Origin of the sequence: Pantoea sp. XY16 (assembly GCF_025153065.1) — a bacterium.
GTDB classification, from domain to species: domain Bacteria; phylum Pseudomonadota; class Gammaproteobacteria; order Enterobacterales; family Enterobacteriaceae; genus Pantoea; species Pantoea alfalfae.
Genome location: NZ_JANZNP010000004.1, coordinates 527,821 through 542,985 on the forward strand (window position 1 = coordinate 527,821; position 15,165 = coordinate 542,985).

The 15,165-nt window shown below is 56.1% G+C and carries 15 protein-coding genes; 6 read left to right on the forward strand and 9 right to left on the reverse strand.

The features are described 5' to 3' along the window. The first annotated feature begins 83 nt into the window (after nt 1-83). The gene (pyk, locus tag N1689_RS07160) at nt 84-1,526 is read left to right on the forward strand and encodes a pyruvate kinase (protein WP_161733116.1); all 1,443 of its coding nucleotides are present in this window, start codon (nt 84-86) and stop codon (nt 1,524-1,526) included. 85 nt (nt 1,527-1,611) lie between these two features. Further along, nucleotides 1,612-2,844, forward strand: a complete 1,233-nt coding sequence (locus N1689_RS07165; protein WP_260058385.1) for an MFS transporter — start codon at nt 1,612-1,614, stop codon at nt 2,842-2,844. 231 nt (nt 2,845-3,075) lie between these two features. Here N1689_RS07165 and lpxM read toward each other — a convergent pair whose 3' ends face one another. The 3 genes from lpxM to znuA all read right to left on the reverse strand — a co-directional run bounded on the left by lpxM (nt 3,076) and on the right by znuA (nt 6,468). After that, entirely contained in the window at nt 3,076-4,050 is a 975-nt protein-coding gene (gene lpxM, locus N1689_RS07170) for a lauroyl-Kdo(2)-lipid IV(A) myristoyltransferase (protein ID WP_222925376.1), read from the reverse strand. Nucleotides 4,051-4,175: 125 nt separating this feature from the next. Then, nucleotides 4,176-5,507, reverse strand: a complete 1,332-nt coding sequence (gene mepM, locus N1689_RS07175; protein ID WP_161733122.1) for a murein DD-endopeptidase MepM — start codon at nt 5,505-5,507, stop codon at nt 4,176-4,178. Between the two features lie 13 nt (nt 5,508-5,520). Continuing rightward, nucleotides 5,521-6,468 (reverse strand): zinc ABC transporter substrate-binding protein ZnuA, encoded by a 948-nt coding sequence (znuA, locus tag N1689_RS07180; protein ID WP_095707041.1) that lies wholly within the window; start codon nt 6,466-6,468, stop codon nt 5,521-5,523. Between the two features lie 77 nt (nt 6,469-6,545). On the opposite strand from znuA, the gene znuC reads away from it, so the two are divergent. Next, on the forward strand, nt 6,546-7,301 hold the full coding sequence (gene znuC / locus N1689_RS07185) for a zinc ABC transporter ATP-binding protein ZnuC (RefSeq protein WP_260058387.1): 756 nt from the start codon (nt 6,546-6,548) through the stop codon (nt 7,299-7,301). Further along, nucleotides 7,298-8,083: a zinc ABC transporter permease subunit ZnuB gene (znuB, locus tag N1689_RS07190; RefSeq protein WP_098050283.1), complete on the forward strand. Its 786-nt coding sequence runs from the start codon at nt 7,298-7,300 to the stop codon at nt 8,081-8,083. Before znuC ends, znuB begins: the two co-directional genes overlap by 4 nt. Here the strand turns inward: znuB and ruvB are convergent, their stop codons facing one another. The 6 genes from ruvB to aspS form a co-directional block, all read right to left on the reverse strand. After that, nucleotides 8,084-9,088 (reverse strand): Holliday junction branch migration DNA helicase RuvB, encoded by a 1,005-nt coding sequence (gene ruvB / locus N1689_RS07195; RefSeq protein WP_013358170.1) that lies wholly within the window; start codon nt 9,086-9,088, stop codon nt 8,084-8,086. 8 nt (nt 9,089-9,096) lie between these two features. Continuing rightward, nucleotides 9,097-9,711, reverse strand: a complete 615-nt coding sequence (gene ruvA, locus N1689_RS07200; protein WP_003849207.1) for a Holliday junction branch migration protein RuvA — start codon at nt 9,709-9,711, stop codon at nt 9,097-9,099. A 94-nt stretch (nt 9,712-9,805) separates the two neighbouring features. Beyond that, complete coding sequence (gene ruvC / locus N1689_RS07205; RefSeq protein ID WP_003849205.1) at nt 9,806-10,333, reverse strand: crossover junction endodeoxyribonuclease RuvC; 528 nt, start codon at nt 10,331-10,333, stop codon at nt 9,806-9,808. Nucleotides 10,334-10,367: 34 nt separating this feature from the next. After that, nucleotides 10,368-11,111, reverse strand: a complete 744-nt coding sequence (locus N1689_RS07210) for a YebC/PmpR family DNA-binding transcriptional regulator (RefSeq protein ID WP_033732924.1) — start codon at nt 11,109-11,111, stop codon at nt 10,368-10,370. Between the two features lie 284 nt (nt 11,112-11,395). Next, nucleotides 11,396-11,827 (reverse strand): dihydroneopterin triphosphate diphosphatase, encoded by a 432-nt coding sequence (gene nudB / locus N1689_RS07215; RefSeq protein WP_161733124.1) that lies wholly within the window; start codon nt 11,825-11,827, stop codon nt 11,396-11,398. After that, nucleotides 11,827-13,605, reverse strand: coding sequence for an aspartate--tRNA ligase (gene aspS / locus N1689_RS07220; protein ID WP_161733126.1), 1,779 nt, complete (start codon nt 13,603-13,605; stop codon nt 11,827-11,829). The genes nudB and aspS overlap by 1 nt, the downstream gene beginning before the upstream one ends. Nucleotides 13,606-13,816: 211 nt before the next feature. Between aspS and N1689_RS07225 the strand changes: the two genes are divergently transcribed. After that, on the forward strand, nt 13,817-14,638 hold the full coding sequence (locus N1689_RS07225) for a DUF72 domain-containing protein (protein ID WP_253418902.1): 822 nt from the start codon (nt 13,817-13,819) through the stop codon (nt 14,636-14,638). A gap of 69 nt (nt 14,639-14,707) precedes the next feature. After that, nucleotides 14,708-15,103, forward strand: a complete 396-nt coding sequence (locus tag N1689_RS07230) for an MAPEG family protein (protein WP_161733130.1) — start codon at nt 14,708-14,710, stop codon at nt 15,101-15,103. Nucleotides 15,104-15,165 lie beyond the last annotated feature (62 nt).

The window sequence follows — 15,165 nt, forward strand, 5'->3', positions numbered from 1 at the left end:
ATCACAACCCGTCGATCATATAGAATAGATAACCATGCTGTGTCCACAGACCCGGACACGCTTAAATGTTTACGGAGTCCTCGATGTCAAGACGTCTCAGAAGAACCAAAATCGTAACAACCCTCGGCCCGGCTACCGATCGTGATAATAACCTCGAAAAAATCATCGCTGCCGGTGCGAATGTTGTACGACTCAACTTCTCTCACGGCACCGCAGAAGACCATCAGCTACGTGCCGATAAAGTGCGTGAGATTGCCGCAAAGCTGGGCCGCCACGTGGCTATTCTTGGTGACCTCCAGGGTCCAAAAATTCGTGTTTCGACCTTCAAAGAAGGCAAAGTTTTCCTGAATATTGGCGACCGTTTTCTGCTGGATGCGAGCCTGGGTAAAGGCGAAGGCGATAAAGAGCGCGTCGGTATCGACTACAAAGGTCTGCCTGAAGATGTGGTGCCGGGCGATATCCTGCTGCTGGATGATGGTCGCGTGCAGCTGAAGGTGCTGGAAGTTCAGGATACGAAAGTCTTCACCGAGGTCACCGTGGGTGGCCCGCTGTCGAACAACAAAGGCATTAACAAGCTGGGTGGCGGCCTGTCAGCTGAAGCGCTGACCGAAAAAGACAAGGCAGACATCATCACCGCCGCTAAGATCCGCGTCGATTATCTGGCTGTCTCCTTCCCACGCTGTGGCGAAGATATGAACCTGGCGCGTCGTCTGGCGCGTGAAGCGGGTTGTGACGCTAAGCTGGTCGCTAAAGTGGAACGTGCCGAAGCGGTCGCCAGTCAGGAAGCGATGGATGACATCATTCTGGCCTCAGACGTGGTGATGGTTGCGCGTGGCGACCTGGGCGTTGAGATTGGCGATCCGGAACTGGTCGGCATTCAGAAAGCATTGATTCGTCGTGCCCGTCAGCTTAACCGCACCATCATTACGGCGACGCAGATGATGGAGTCGATGATCACGAACCCGATGCCAACTCGCGCAGAAGTGATGGACGTGGCTAACGCCGTACTGGATGGCACCGATGCTGTGATGCTCTCTGCGGAAACCGCAGCGGGTCAGTATCCAGCGGAAACCGTCTCAGCGATGGCGAAAGTCTGCCTGGGCGCGGAGAAAATCCCGAGCGTCAACGTCTCCAAGCACCGTCTGGATGTGCAGTTCGACAACGTCGAAGAAGCGATCGCCATGTCTTCCATGTACGCCGCAAACCATCTGCAGGGCGTCACCGCGATCATCACCATGACCGAGTCGGGCCGTACTCCACTGATGACCTCACGTATCACGTCGGGCCTGCCGATTTTTGCGATGTCGCGCCATGAGCGCACGCTGAATCTTACCGCGCTCTATCGCGGTGTGACGCCGGTGTTCTTCGACAGTAACAACGACGGTGTCGCGGCCGCACACGACGCGGTTAATCTGCTGCGCGATAAAGGTTTCCTGGTTTCCGGTGATCTGGTCATCGTGACGCAGGGTGATGTAATGGGCGCCACCGGCACCACCAATACGACTCGTGTGCTGCGCGTGGATTAATTGCGCCCGCGTTGACATTGTCGGTGTAGAATCAACGACGCGACTGCCTGGCAGTCGCGTTTTTCTTTTCTGACAAGGAGGCAAGATGCCCCGTTTCCAGCCCATCAGCCAGCTTACAGGCCGAATTTTACTTTTTCCTCTGGCGTTAGTGCTGTTCGAGTTTGCGACCTATATCGCTCACGACATGATTCAGCCCGGCATGCTGATCGTCACCAGCGAGTTTTCTGTTGGCCCGGAATGGGTTTCTACATCGCTGACCGCTTACCTGATTGGTGGCGTGGTGCTGCAATGGCTGCTGGGTCCACTCTCCGATAAGTTTGGCCGGCGACCCGTGATGCTGTCCGGCATTCTGTTTTTTGCCGTCGCCTGTATGCTCACGCACTGGGTCAGTTCGATTGAAGAATTTGTCAGCCTGCGCTTTATTCAGGGCATCAGTCTCTGCTTTATTGGCGCAGTCGGCTATGCCGCGATTCAGGAAGCCTTTGATGAGGCGCTGGCGGTGCGCATAATGGCGCTGATGGCCAACGTCGCGCTGATGGCTCCGCTGGCAGGCCCATTGGCCGGTGCCGCCTGGCTCACCGTGGGCAGCTGGCGCAGTATGTTCTGGCTGTTTGCCGCCTGCAGCCTCGTTGCGTTTGTGGTGTTGTGGCGTGTGATGCCTGAAACCGCCGGCGATCGCAGTCACTCCATTGCCCTGCCCAATCTGGCGCGCAACTATGGCCGACTAATGAAAGACCGTCTGGTGATGTTCGGATCTTTTGCTATCGGACTGGTGTTTATTCCGATCCTCACCTGGGTTGCTCTGTCGCCGGTGATCCTGATGCATGACGAAGGTCTTTCTCGCATGCAGTATGCCCTGCTGCAATTGCCGGTGTTTCTGGCGATGATCGCCGGTAACCTGACGCTGAGTAAGCTGGCCGGACGCGTGCCGATTGAACAGCCGGTGAAGTTCGCCGCCTGGCCGATTCTGATTGGTCTGAGCCTGGCGTTGGTGGCAAGCCTGCTCAACAGTCACGGTTATCTGCTGATTACGGCAGGCCTGAGTCTCTACGCTTTTGGTGCGGGAATGGTGAATGCCGGACTCTATCGCCTGACGCTCTACGCCAGCGATGAAGGCAAAGGCAGCGTGGCGGCCATGCTGGGAATGATTAGCATTCTGACGCTGGCGGTGGGGATTGAGCTGGCGAAAAGTGGCTACTTCAGCGGCGGCACGTTGTGGTTCTGTCTGATCAACTTTATCAGTGGCGTGTTATGGTTTGGTCTCGTCACCCTGTTTATGCGCGAGCGTAAACGTCGCAGCAGGCTGGAAGCGTTATAAAAAACCTGCATAATCGCTTTTCTCAGACGGCTACCATAGTCAAAGCGATGCGAGCATGCGCCTGTAGCAAAGCATCGCGGGCCATGGATGGTGGTTTTGCGTCTTTGCGTAGGCCGTATGCTCCCTGAGCCAGTTATCTGCGATCTGACACTGTGCCCTAAGCGTGCTCCGTTTCACAGTTGACTGGCGCAAACGTCAGGATCAAAAAAGGCCGCTTTCGCGGCCTTACTGCTATTTACGTGGATAAAGCTCTTTGCGCGAATAGGGTTCGATGTCACCCTCTTTACGGGTCTTCAGCAGCTTGAGGATCCACGTGTACTGCTCTGGATGCGGGCGAACAAACACTTCCACCTCTTCATTCATCCGGCGAGCCAGCTGGTGATCGTCTGCCTCCAGCAGGTCATCCATCGGCGGACGCACATAAATCTCAAGCTTATGCGTTTCACTGTTATAAACCGGGAACAACGGCACCACGCGGGCACGACACACCTTCATCAGCCGGCCTACCGCAGGCAACGTCGCCTTATAGGTAGCGAAGAAATCGACAAATTCGCTGTGCTCGGCACCGTGATCCTGATCGGGCAGATAGTAGCCCCAGTAACCCTGACGTACTGAACTGATAAACGGCTTAATCCCGTCATTGCGGGCATGCATCCGGCCGCCATAGCGGCGACGGGCCGTGTTCCAGGCATAGTCCAGCAGCGGGTCGCTCTGGTTGTGGAACATGGCCGCCATCTTCTGGCCTTCTGACGCCAGCAGCATGGCGGGAATATCCACCGCCCAGCCGTGTGGCACCAGGAAAATCACATTCTGCTGCTCAGCTTTCATCTGGTCGATGATTTCACGACCATGCCACTCAACGCGCTGCCGGATGCGCGCAGGATCGCGCAGCACCAGCTCGGTCATCATTGTCATCGCCTGCGGCGCTGTCGCAAACATCTCATCGACCAGCGTGGCGCGCTGCGCTTCACTGAGTTCCGGCAGGCAATAATAGAGATTAATCAGCGCGCGGCGACGTGCGCCCTTTGCCAGCTTACCGGCAAACCGGCCTAACCGGCCCAGCAGCGGATCGCGCACTTTCGGCGGTAAATAAGCCAGACCCGCCAGCGCACCTATTGCCAGCCAGCTGCCCCAGTACTTAGGTTTGAGAAAAGAACGTTCAAAAACGGGAATAAATTCAATGTTATTTTTTTTACGGGTTTCCATGCACTCGCCTCAAGCAATGACCGGCTTATGATAGTGACGACCTGAAAATTTGCAATCATCCTGCGCCAGATAGCAAAAAACCGACGGAGAAGCCGTCGGTTTTTGCGCGATTTGACGAAATTCGCTTACTTCAGACCCAGCTGGGGCAGCCAGGATTTAACCTGTGCCATGTAATCGCTGCGATCTTTGCCGGTCAGACCTTCCATGCGCGGCAGCTTCGCCGTTAATGGGTTAACCGCCTGGTTATTGATCCAGATTTCGAAATGCAGATGCGGGCCAGTGGAGCGCCCGGTGTTGCCAGACAGTCCGATGCGGTCGCCGCGTTTCACTTTCTGACCTGGTTTCACCAGCACTTTCTTCATGTGCATATAGCGCGTCATATACTGACGGCCATGGCGGATAGCGACGTAGTTACCCGCGGCTCCGCCGTTCTTCGCTACCACAATCTCACCATCACCGACTGCCAGCACCGGCGTACCGATTGGCAGCGCAAAGTCGACGCCTTTGTGCGGCGCAATGCGGCCGGTTACCGGGTTAAGACGACGCGGATTAAAGTTGGAAGAGACACGATACTGCTTAACCGTCGGGAAGCGCATAAAGCCGCGTGCCAGACCCGAGCCGCTGCGATCGTAGAACTTGCCATCTTCCGCGCGGAATGCGTAATAATCTTTACCGCCGCTGCGCAGGCGCACGCCCAGCAACTGACTCTGCGCACTCTTACCATCCAGCATTTCGCGTGACATCAGCACGCTGAACTGGTCACCGGCACGCAGCTTACGGAAGTCCATCTGCCACTGCATCGCTTTGATCACCGCGCTGGCTTCGGCACTGCTCAGTCCTGCACGCTGGGCGCTGGCGGCAAAACTGCCACGCACTTCGCCCTGCATTACGCTGTTGCGCCATTCGCCCTTCTGCATCTCCGCATCCATCTTAAAGCCACCCGCTGGGGTGCGCTCATAGGTGCGGGTTTCACGGCGGGAAATTTCCCAGCTCAGGGTTTTCAGGCCGCCATCATCATCCAGCGTCCAGCTAAGCTGCTGACCGACCTGCAGATTACGCAGATCGCGATCGCTCACCACCAGCGCATTAATGTCACCGATGTCGATGCCATACTGATTAAGGGCACTGCTCAGGGTATCGCCAGATGACACGGTGTAGTCATGCACCCCTGCCGTTTCGGGCGCGTCGGTGTCGACATCATCCGCAGGCAGCTCTTCGTCCGGTTCCGGTGTGCTTTGATCGATCGGCTCACTGGCTTCCGGCAACAGCGTGCGAAGCGTGTTCTTATCCAGTTCAATGTTCTTAACGATGGGCGTCACATCATCCGTGGGATGATAAACGTAGGGCCGCCAGACAGCGACGGCCAGAGTGACTACAGTTAAAGAACCCAGCATTACGCGGTGGGGGCGCGGCAAATTATTAAATGCGAGGGCGACAGAGCGGGCTATCTGCTGCACTTTTACCTATTCCTCATGCTCCATTCAGGCAGCTTTCATACTGGCTCGACAGTTGTGAGAGGAATTTCACATAGCTGTCTTTGGCTAAGCTGATGTCCGTGCCCAGGGGATCAAGCGTGCCTTTACGCACCTGTGTTCCGCGGGAGACAGCATCGATGACTGCTGGCCTGAATTGTGGCTCAGCAAAGACGCAGACCGCCTTTTGCTCAACCAACTGTGTTCGTATCTGGTGTAAACGCTGAGCGCCCGGTTGAATTTCAGGATTGACGGTAAAATGCCCGGCGGGCGAGAGACCGTAGTGCTTTTCAAAGTACGTGTAAGCGTCGTGAAAAACGAAATATCCTTTATTTCTGACCGGAGCAAGTTGTGCGCTGACGCGTTTGTCCGTGTCCGCCAAAGCTACCTCAAACTGCTGGAGGTTGGCGTCAAGTTTGGCTTTATCTTGCGGCATAAGTTCCAATAATTTTCCATGGATTGCAACCGCGGTTTTGCGCGCAATCTCTGGCGACAACCACAGGTGCATATTAAACTCGCCGTGATGGTGATGATGGGCTTCAGCATCCTGATCTTCGGATTTTTCCGCTGCATGTTCATCTTCATCTTCACCACCACTAATCAATAACGGTTTTACCCCGTCGATGTTCACCATCGCGAGGTTTTTTTGAGCCGGAAGTTCAGCCGCAGACTTTGCCATAAAGGCTTCCATTTCTGGCCCGACCCAGACAACTAAGTCCGCGTTTTTTAAGCGTTTTGCATCAGATGGCCGCAGGGCATAATCGTGTTCGGACGCGCCGTCTGGCAGCAGCACCTCGACCGGTGTAACGCCATCAGCAATAGCTGCGGCGATAAAACCTACCGGTTTGAGTGAAGCCACGACATTCGCCTGGGCAGGAAGGGTTAACAAAGCTGAAACAGATAAAGCAGTCAGGGCGAAAATTGTGCCCTTTTTATTATGTAACATATTGCGTCATTCCATCGTGACCATGAGGTGGAATGTGATATTATAACATTCGAAATTCTGTGCAACCTGTAAATACTATGACCTCACTTGTCACACTCGATAACGTTTCCATAAAATTTAACCAGCGCAATGTGTTATCAGGCGTCAGCCTGGCGTTGCATCCTGGCCGCATCCTCACCCTGCTGGGTCCCAACGGTGCCGGAAAATCTACGCTGGTGCGTGTGGTGCTTGGCCTGCTCGCCCCTACAACCGGTTCGGTTCAGCGTGATCCTGCTCTGCGTATCGGCTACGTGCCACAGAAGCTCCACATCGATCCTACCCTGCCGGTCACGGTTGAGCGCTTTATGCGTCTGACCCGTGGCAGCAAACACGCGGAGATTATGCCGGCACTGAAACGAGTGCAGGCGGGCCATCTGCTCAACTCTCCGCTGCAGAAGCTGTCCGGCGGTGAAACTCAGCGTGTGTTGCTGGCGCGCGCCCTTCTGAACCAGCCTCAGTTGCTGGTGCTGGATGAACCGACGCAGGGAGTGGACGTGAACGGTCAGGTTGCCCTGTATGACCTGATCAATCAGTTACGTGTGGAACTGAACTGCGGTGTGCTGATGGTTTCCCACGATCTGCATCTGGTGATGGCAAAAACCGACGAAGTGTTGTGCCTCAACCACCATATCTGCTGTTCCGGCACGCCGGAAGCCGTCTCGCAGCATCCCGAATTTATCGCGATGTTTGGCCCGCGTGGCGCGCAGGAGCTGGCGATCTACCGTCATCATCATAATCATCGTCACGACCTTCAGGGACGTATCGTTTTACGCAAAGGACAGGGTTCATCATGATTGAGTTGTTATTACCGGGCTGGATAGGCGGTGTGATGTTAGCGCTGGCTGCCGGTCCGCTGGGTTCGTTCGTCGTCTGGCGTAAGATGTCCTACTTTGGCGATACCCTGGCGCACGCGTCTCTGCTCGGCGTAGCCTTTGGCCTGCTGCTGAACGTGAACCCCTACTATGCGGTGATTCTGGTGACGGTCTGCCTGGCACTGGGACTGGTCTGGCTGGAGCGTCGTCCGCATCTGGCTATCGATACCCTGCTGGGCATTATGGCGCACAGCGCGCTGTCGCTGGGCCTGGTCGTCGTCAGCCTGATGAAGAATGTGCGCGTCGATCTGATGGCGTATCTGTTTGGCGATCTGCTGGCGGTGACGCCAGACGATCTCTGGATGATGGGTGGCGGCGTGGTGATTGTGCTGCTGGTGATGGCGTGGCAGTGGCGGTCGCTGCTGTCCATGACCATCAGCCCGGAACTGGCGCAGGTCGATGGCGTCAACATCCAGCGTACCCGGCTGATTCTTATGCTGGTCACGGCGCTGACGATTGGCGTGGCGATGAAGTTTGTGGGTGCGCTGATCATCACCTCACTGCTGATTATTCCGGCTGCTACCGCACGCCGTTTTGTGCGCTCGCCGGAAGGCATGGCGGCCGTCGCGGTGGTCATCGGCGTGATCGCCGTCACTGGCGGTCTGACCTTCTCGGCGTTTTACGACACGCCTGCCGGGCCGTCAGTGGTGCTCTGTGCCGCCATCCTGTTTATCTTCAGCATGGTGCGCAAACCGGCTGTGTAATTACTCTTCGCGCGTAATGCCGAAGTGACGATAAGCATGCTGCGTGGCCAGACGGCCACGCGGTGTGCGCTGAATGAAGCCCTGCTGAATCAGGAAGGGTTCAATCACATCTTCGATGGTTTCACGCTCTTCACCAATCGCCGCAGCCAGGTTATCCAGCCCTACCGGCCCACCCATAAACTTGTCGATGATCGCCAGCAGCAGTTTACGGTCCATATAATCGAACCCTTCGCTGTCGACGTTAAGCATATCCAGCGCACTGCAGGAGACCTCACCGCTCATATCACCATTCGCCCGAACTTCAGCGAAGTCACGTACCCGGCGCAGCAGGCGATTAGCGATACGCGGGGTGCCGCGTGCACGACGAGCGATCTCTAATGCCCCTTCGTCACTCAGCGCCAGTCCCAGACAGGCGGCACTGCGTCCTACGATGTGCTGCAGATCTTTAACCTGATAAAACTCCAGACGCTGCACAATGCCAAAACGATCACGCAGCGGCGAGGTCAGTGAGCCTGCACGCGTGGTGGCACCAATCAGGGTGAACGGCGGCAGATCGAGCTTGATCGAACGCGCCGCCGGGCCTTCACCGATCATGATATCGAGCTGATAATCTTCCATTGCCGGATAGAGCACTTCTTCCACCACCGGTGACAGGCGATGGATCTCATCGATAAACAGCACGTCATGGGGTTCAAGGTTGGTCAGCATCGCCGCCAGATCGCCCGCCTTCTCCAGCACCGGACCCGATGTGGTACGCAGGTTCACGCCCATCTCGTTGGCCACAATGTTCGCCAGCGTGGTTTTCCCCAGACCTGGCGGACCGAAGATCAGCAGATGATCCAGCGCATCGCCACGCAGCTGGGCGGCTTTGATGAAAATCTCCATCTGCTCACGCACCTGTGGCTGACCGACATACTCGGTCAGCATCTTCGGGCGAATGGCGCGGTCGATTATTTCTTCTTCGTTAATGCTGGCAGCGGAGACCAGGCGGTCGGCTTCTATCATGACTTACCTCAAATGGCGGCGCGGAGCGCTTCACGGATCAGGGTTTCACAATCCGCATCCGGTCGACCGACTTTACTGATCATACGGCTCGCTTCCTGCGGTTTATAACCCAGTGATACCAGTGCTGCAACCGCTTCAGATTCCGCATCGTTGGTTTCCGGCTCGGCGCTCGGCGTGGTGAGCGTAAAGGCCGAATCGCCGCCAAACAGGTCGCCGTGCATCCCTTTGAAGCGGTCCTTCATCTCGACGACCAGACGCTCAGCGGTCTTTTTACCTACGCCAGGCAGTTTCACCAGTGACGCGATCTCTTCTTTCTCAACAGCGGTCACAAATTGCTGCGCCGACATGCCGGAGAGGATCGCCAGCGCCAGCTTGGGTCCGACGCCATTCACTTTTATCAGCTCACGAAACAGCGCGCGCTCCTGCTTGCTGTTAAAACCAAACAGCAGCTGAGCATCTTCACGCACGACAAAGTGGGTAAAAATAACCGCTTCGTGCTGAAGTTCAGGCAACTCATAAAAACAGGTCATGGGCATGTAAATTTCATAGCCGACGCCGTGTGCCTCAAGCAGCACCAGTGGCGGCTGCTTTTCCAGAATGTTGCCCCGTAAACGACCTATCACCTGAATGCTTCCTTAACTAACGAATGTGGCGGATTTTATAACATAAAAAAGGCTGGATGAATATCCAGCCTGAGTGTCTGTTCTGTGCCATGCCCTAACCTGAGCGCAACCGTCCGCGCGTCAGCACCAGCTTGCTGTCACTCATGCGAGCGGCGTTCTGCGCCACATGACAGTGAGTAATGGCTATCGCCAGCGCATCGGCAGCATCCGCCTGCGGGTTTGCTGGCAGCTTCAGCAGGGTTCGCACCATATGCTGCACCTGACTTTTCTCGGCGCTACCGATGCCAACTACAGTCTGTTTTACCTGACGGGCAGCATACTCAAACACGGGCAGATCGTGGTTTACCGCAGCAACAATCGCGGCACCGCGCGCCTGGCCGAGCTTCAGCGCGGAGTCTGCATTCTTCGCCATAAACACCTGTTCAATGGCGAAGAAATCGGGTGAAAACTGCGTGATGATTTCACAGACGCCCGCATAAATCAGCTTCAGGCGGGCGGGCAATTCGGTGGTATTGGTGCGGATACAGCCGCTGCCCAGATACGTGAGCTGGCGGCCGGTCTGACGAATAACACCATAACCGGTGATGCGTGAGCCGGGATCGATACCCAGAATAATCGACATTACGCCTCTCCGGTTAACAGGGTGACAACCGCCATTACAGCGTTTCCGCCACCTCGTCGGAGATCTCACCGTTGTGATAAACCTCCTGCACATCATCGCAATCTTCCAGCATGTCGATCAGACGCAGCAGTTTTGGTGCGGTTTCTGCATCCATTTCCGCTTTGGTGGTCGGGATCATTGCCACTTCTGCGGTATCCGCTTTCAGGCCAGCGGCTTCCAGTGCATCACGCACGGTGCCCATCTCTTCCCATGCGGTAAAGACATCAATCGCGCCGTCGTCATAGGTGACGATGTCTTCGCCGCCCGCTTCCAGTGCGGCTTCCATCACCGCGTCTTCATCCTGACCTGGCGCGAAGGAGATCACACCTTTTTTGTTGAACAGGTACGCCACGGAACCGTCGGTGCCCAGGTTGCCGCCTGTTTTGGTGAAGGCGTGACGCACTTCGCCTACGGTACGGTTACGGTTATCACTCAGGCATTCAATCATGATGGCTGAGCCGCCAGGACCGTAACCTTCATAAATGATGGTTTCCATGTTGGCGTTGTCATCGCCGCCCACCCCGCGCGCGATGGCGCGATCCATGGTGTCACGGGTCATGTTGTTGGCCAGCGCTTTATCCATCGCTGCACGCAGACGCGGGTTGGAACCCGGATCGCCACCACCCAGCTTGGCCGCCGTCACCAGTTCACGAATGATTTTGGTAAAAATTTTGCCGCGCTTGGCATCCTGCGCCGCCTTACGGTGTTTGGTATTTGCCCACTTACTGTGTCCTGCCATGTTAAATATTCTCCGATCTTTTACAGGGTGCAGACTCTCCTGGCTGCGAGCTTATTTACCGTCGGTGCTCAGCCAGGTAATTGACAACCTGACGGCCCTGAGAGGCGAGCGTTACGCGTTATCCTCACGTATCTGTGTACGCAGGGGATTCGCGCTGACGGTGAACAATTTCGTGGCGAGGATGACGCCTGACTGTTCAATAGGTTGGTGTAGTCCTGTTAAAACTCACCAGATTCATAAAATTTAATCTATCCGCCGCCGGAATACCGGGCGATGGCGAGCATTCAGATAAATTCTTCAATTGCCTGGCGATTACTCCATGATCGGGTTAATGCTGCAGCGTCAGCGGGTGCCAGCCAGCGAAACGCCAGATGCTCGGTCAGCGTGATATTACGCTCTTCCGGCAATTGCAGGCGAAACCAGTGCTCGTGATTATGGGTAACATCCGGCGCATAGCGATGGCGGAAATGGGGGAAGATTTCAAAATCAATCTGACGCTGACAATCCTCTATTTCCAGCTGCTCAGCCAGCACGTTAATGCCGACCTCTTCATGCACCTCACGACACGCGGTTGTCAGCGGTGACTCTCCCGCTTCCAGGCTGCCGGTCACCGACTGCCAGAACGTGGGATCGTCACGCCGCTGCAGCATCAGCACCCGGCCAGTATCGCGCGCCGAAATGACGACCAGCACTGAAACCGGGTGTTTATAGCCCATTATTTATTCTCAGGCTTTTCTTTTTTAACCACCTGGATGCCAAGCTCCAGCAGAGAAGCCGGGTTCGCTTCGCTTGGCGCTTCGGTCATCATGCAGGCTGCCGCCGTGGTTTTCGGGAACGCGATAACGTCACGAATGTTGTCGGTGCCGGTCAGCAGCATGGTCAGGCGATCCAGACCAAAAGCCAGGCCTGCATGCGGTGGTGTACCGAACTTCAGCGCATCCAGCAGGAAGCCAAACTTCTCGCGCTGCTCATGCTCTTCAATACCCAGAATGCTGAACACCGTCTGCTGCATTTTGCCGTTGTGGATACGCACTGAACCGCCGCCAACTTCATAACCGTTGATCACCATGTCATAAGCATTCGCCACGGCACGGGTCGGATCGGCTGCCAGTTCTTCTGCGCTCATCTCTTTTGGCGCAGTGAACGGATGGTGCATGGCGGCCAGACCGCCTTCCTCGTCCTCTTCGAACATCGGGAAGTCGATCACCCACAGCGGTGCCCAGGCGTTCTCATCGGTGATGTTCAGCTCGCGGCCCACTTTCAGGCGAAGCGCACCCAGTGCGTCAGCGACCACTTTGGCGCGGTCAGCACCAAAGAAGATAATGTCGCCATCCTGCGCGCCGGTACGGCTCAGAATGCCTTCAACGATCTCTGCATTCAGGAACTTGGCAACCGGACTCTGCACGCCTTCCAGGCCATCTGCACGGACGTTAACCTTCATCCACGCCAGCCCTTTCGCGCCGTAAATCTCCACGAATTTGCCATATTCATCAATCTGCTTACGGCTCAGCTGCGCACCCGTCGGTACACGCAGCGCGGCAACACGGCCTTTTTCGTCGTTAGCCGGGCCAGAGAAGACCTGGAACTCCACGTTTTTCAGCAGGTCGCCAACGTCCACCAGCTCCATCGGGTTACGCAGATCCGGCTTATCGGAACCGTAGCGATGCATCGCTTCCGCAAAGGTCATCTGCGGGAACGCACCGAGATCTACGCCCTGCACGTCCTGCCACAGATTGCGGATTAAACGCTCCATGATTTCGCGCACCTGTGGCGCAGTCATAAAGGAGGTTTCTACGTCGATCTGGGTAAACTCTGGCTGACGATCGGCACGTAAATCTTCATCGCGGAAGCATTTTACGATCTGATAGTAGCGGTCAAAGCCGGACATCATCAGCAGCTGTTTGAACAGCTGTGGTGACTGCGGCAGCGCATAGAATTTGCCTTTGTGAACCCGGCTTGGCACCAGATAGTCGCGCGCGCCTTCTGGCGTCGCCTTGGTCAGCATCGGGGTTTCGATATCCAGGAACCCTTCGTCATCCATAAAGCGACGGACAAAGCTGGTGATTTTTGCGCGGGTTTTCAAACGCGTCACCATCTCAGGGCGACGCAGATCCAGGTAGCGGTATTTCAGGCGCGCTTCTTCGCTGTTGGTCTGGTTGGAGTCCAGCGGCAGTGGCTCAGATCGGTTGATGATGGTCAGCGCCTGGGCAAACACTTCGACTTCGCCGGTCGCCATGTCGCTGTTTTTGTTCTTCTCATCGCGTGCGCGCACAGTACCGGTGATCTGGATGCAGAATTCGTTACGCAGTTCAGAAGCCAGCTTAAATGCGTCCTGACGATCGGGATCAAAAAATACCTGCACGATGCCTTCACGGTCGCGCATGTCGATAAAAATCAAACTGCCCAGATCGCGACGGCGGTTTACCCAGCCGCAAAGCGTGACTTGCTGACCCACATGAGACAGATTGAGCTGTCCGCAATATTCTGTACGCATAACACTATCCTTTTAACTTCGCCGCTGCAGCTGACAGCATCCGGCCGCGTTACCTGATGCGATGCTGTCGCAAAAATGGCGGCCATTATAATGGAAAAAGCCAGACAGGATAAGCAGATCAGCGCCAAAGCACCGATTTCCTGTGTGCATTTGCCCCTCAGCCTGACCATAGCGGATAATGAGGTCACTTAACCTGCAGCCAGGAGCGCGCGTGACACTTCGTATTGGCCTGCCCCAGTGGCAGCATTCACACTGGAAACGCTGGGGTATCGAAAGCCTGGCGGACTATGCCCGCTACTTCCACTGCGTAGAGGGAAATACCACCCTCTATGCGCTGCCGAATGCTGAAACGGTGATGCGCTGGCGCGACATGACCCACGATGCATTTCGCTTCTGCTTTAAATTTCCCAACACCATCAGCCATCAGGCGGCGCTGCAGCATAGCGATGATCTGCTGACCGATTTTCTGCGCCTGATGGAGCCGCTGGCCGATCGTATCGGTCAGTACTGGCTGCAGCTGCCCGCCAGCTTCTCCCCGGCACAGCTCAATGACCTGTGGCGTTTTCTGGATAGTCTGCCGCGCCGTTTTCACTATGGCGTTGAAGTGCGTCATCCGGCTTTCTTTGCCAAGGGCGAGGCGGAACGGTCATTGAATCGGGGCCTGCTGGCGCGTGGAATCAATCGTGTAATCCTCGATAGCCGTCCGGTTCACGCCTCCACCTCGCAAAGCCCGGCGGCGCTGGTCGCGCGTTCGCAGAAGCCGAGAGTGCCGCCGCATGCCCTGCGAACTGGCTCGCAGCCGATGGTGCGGTTTATCGGCAGCGACAGCGTGGACGAGAGCGTGCCGCTGTTCCAGATCTGGCGTACTAAGCTGGCTGAGTGGCAGCGACAGGGCGACGCCATGCTGTTTCTGCACACGCCCGATATGGGTCAGGTCTTTCCGCTGGTGCAGGCACTCTGGCCGCAGTTGCAGGAGATCGATCCGGCTATCGGTAACGGACCCGACTGGCCGCAACAGACGTCACTGTTTTGATTGCGTTACAGGACAGCGGGCTGTGCGCCCGTTAGAATCGAATCATTATGGACAGTCGCGGGAGTGGCTATGGTTAGCGCGTTATATGTGGTGATAGGGGCATTGCTGATAATGAAATTCACGCTGGACGTGGTGCGTTACCGTCGGTTCTACCGGGTGGCGTATGGCGATGGCGGCTATCACGACCTGAAAATGGCGATCCGCATTCATGGCAATGCCATCGAAACCATTCCACTGGCGCTGTTTCTGCTGGTGATGATGGAGATGAACGGCGCCGATATCTGGATGGTGCATCTCACCGGCCTGCTGTTCTTTATCAGCCGCCTGCTGCACGCATGGGGATTGCGCAGCAGCGCCATGGCGGGCCGTAAATATGGCATGCTCCTGACGCTGTTTTCACTGTGTGGCATGGTGATTTTCAACCTGATTTATATGCCGTGGGAACTGGTCCTGACGTTCCATTAAGCCAGCCTGGGTTAAGGGGTGCAGCCCGCCCCACTTTCTGCGAGAATAGCGCCCTTTCCGTC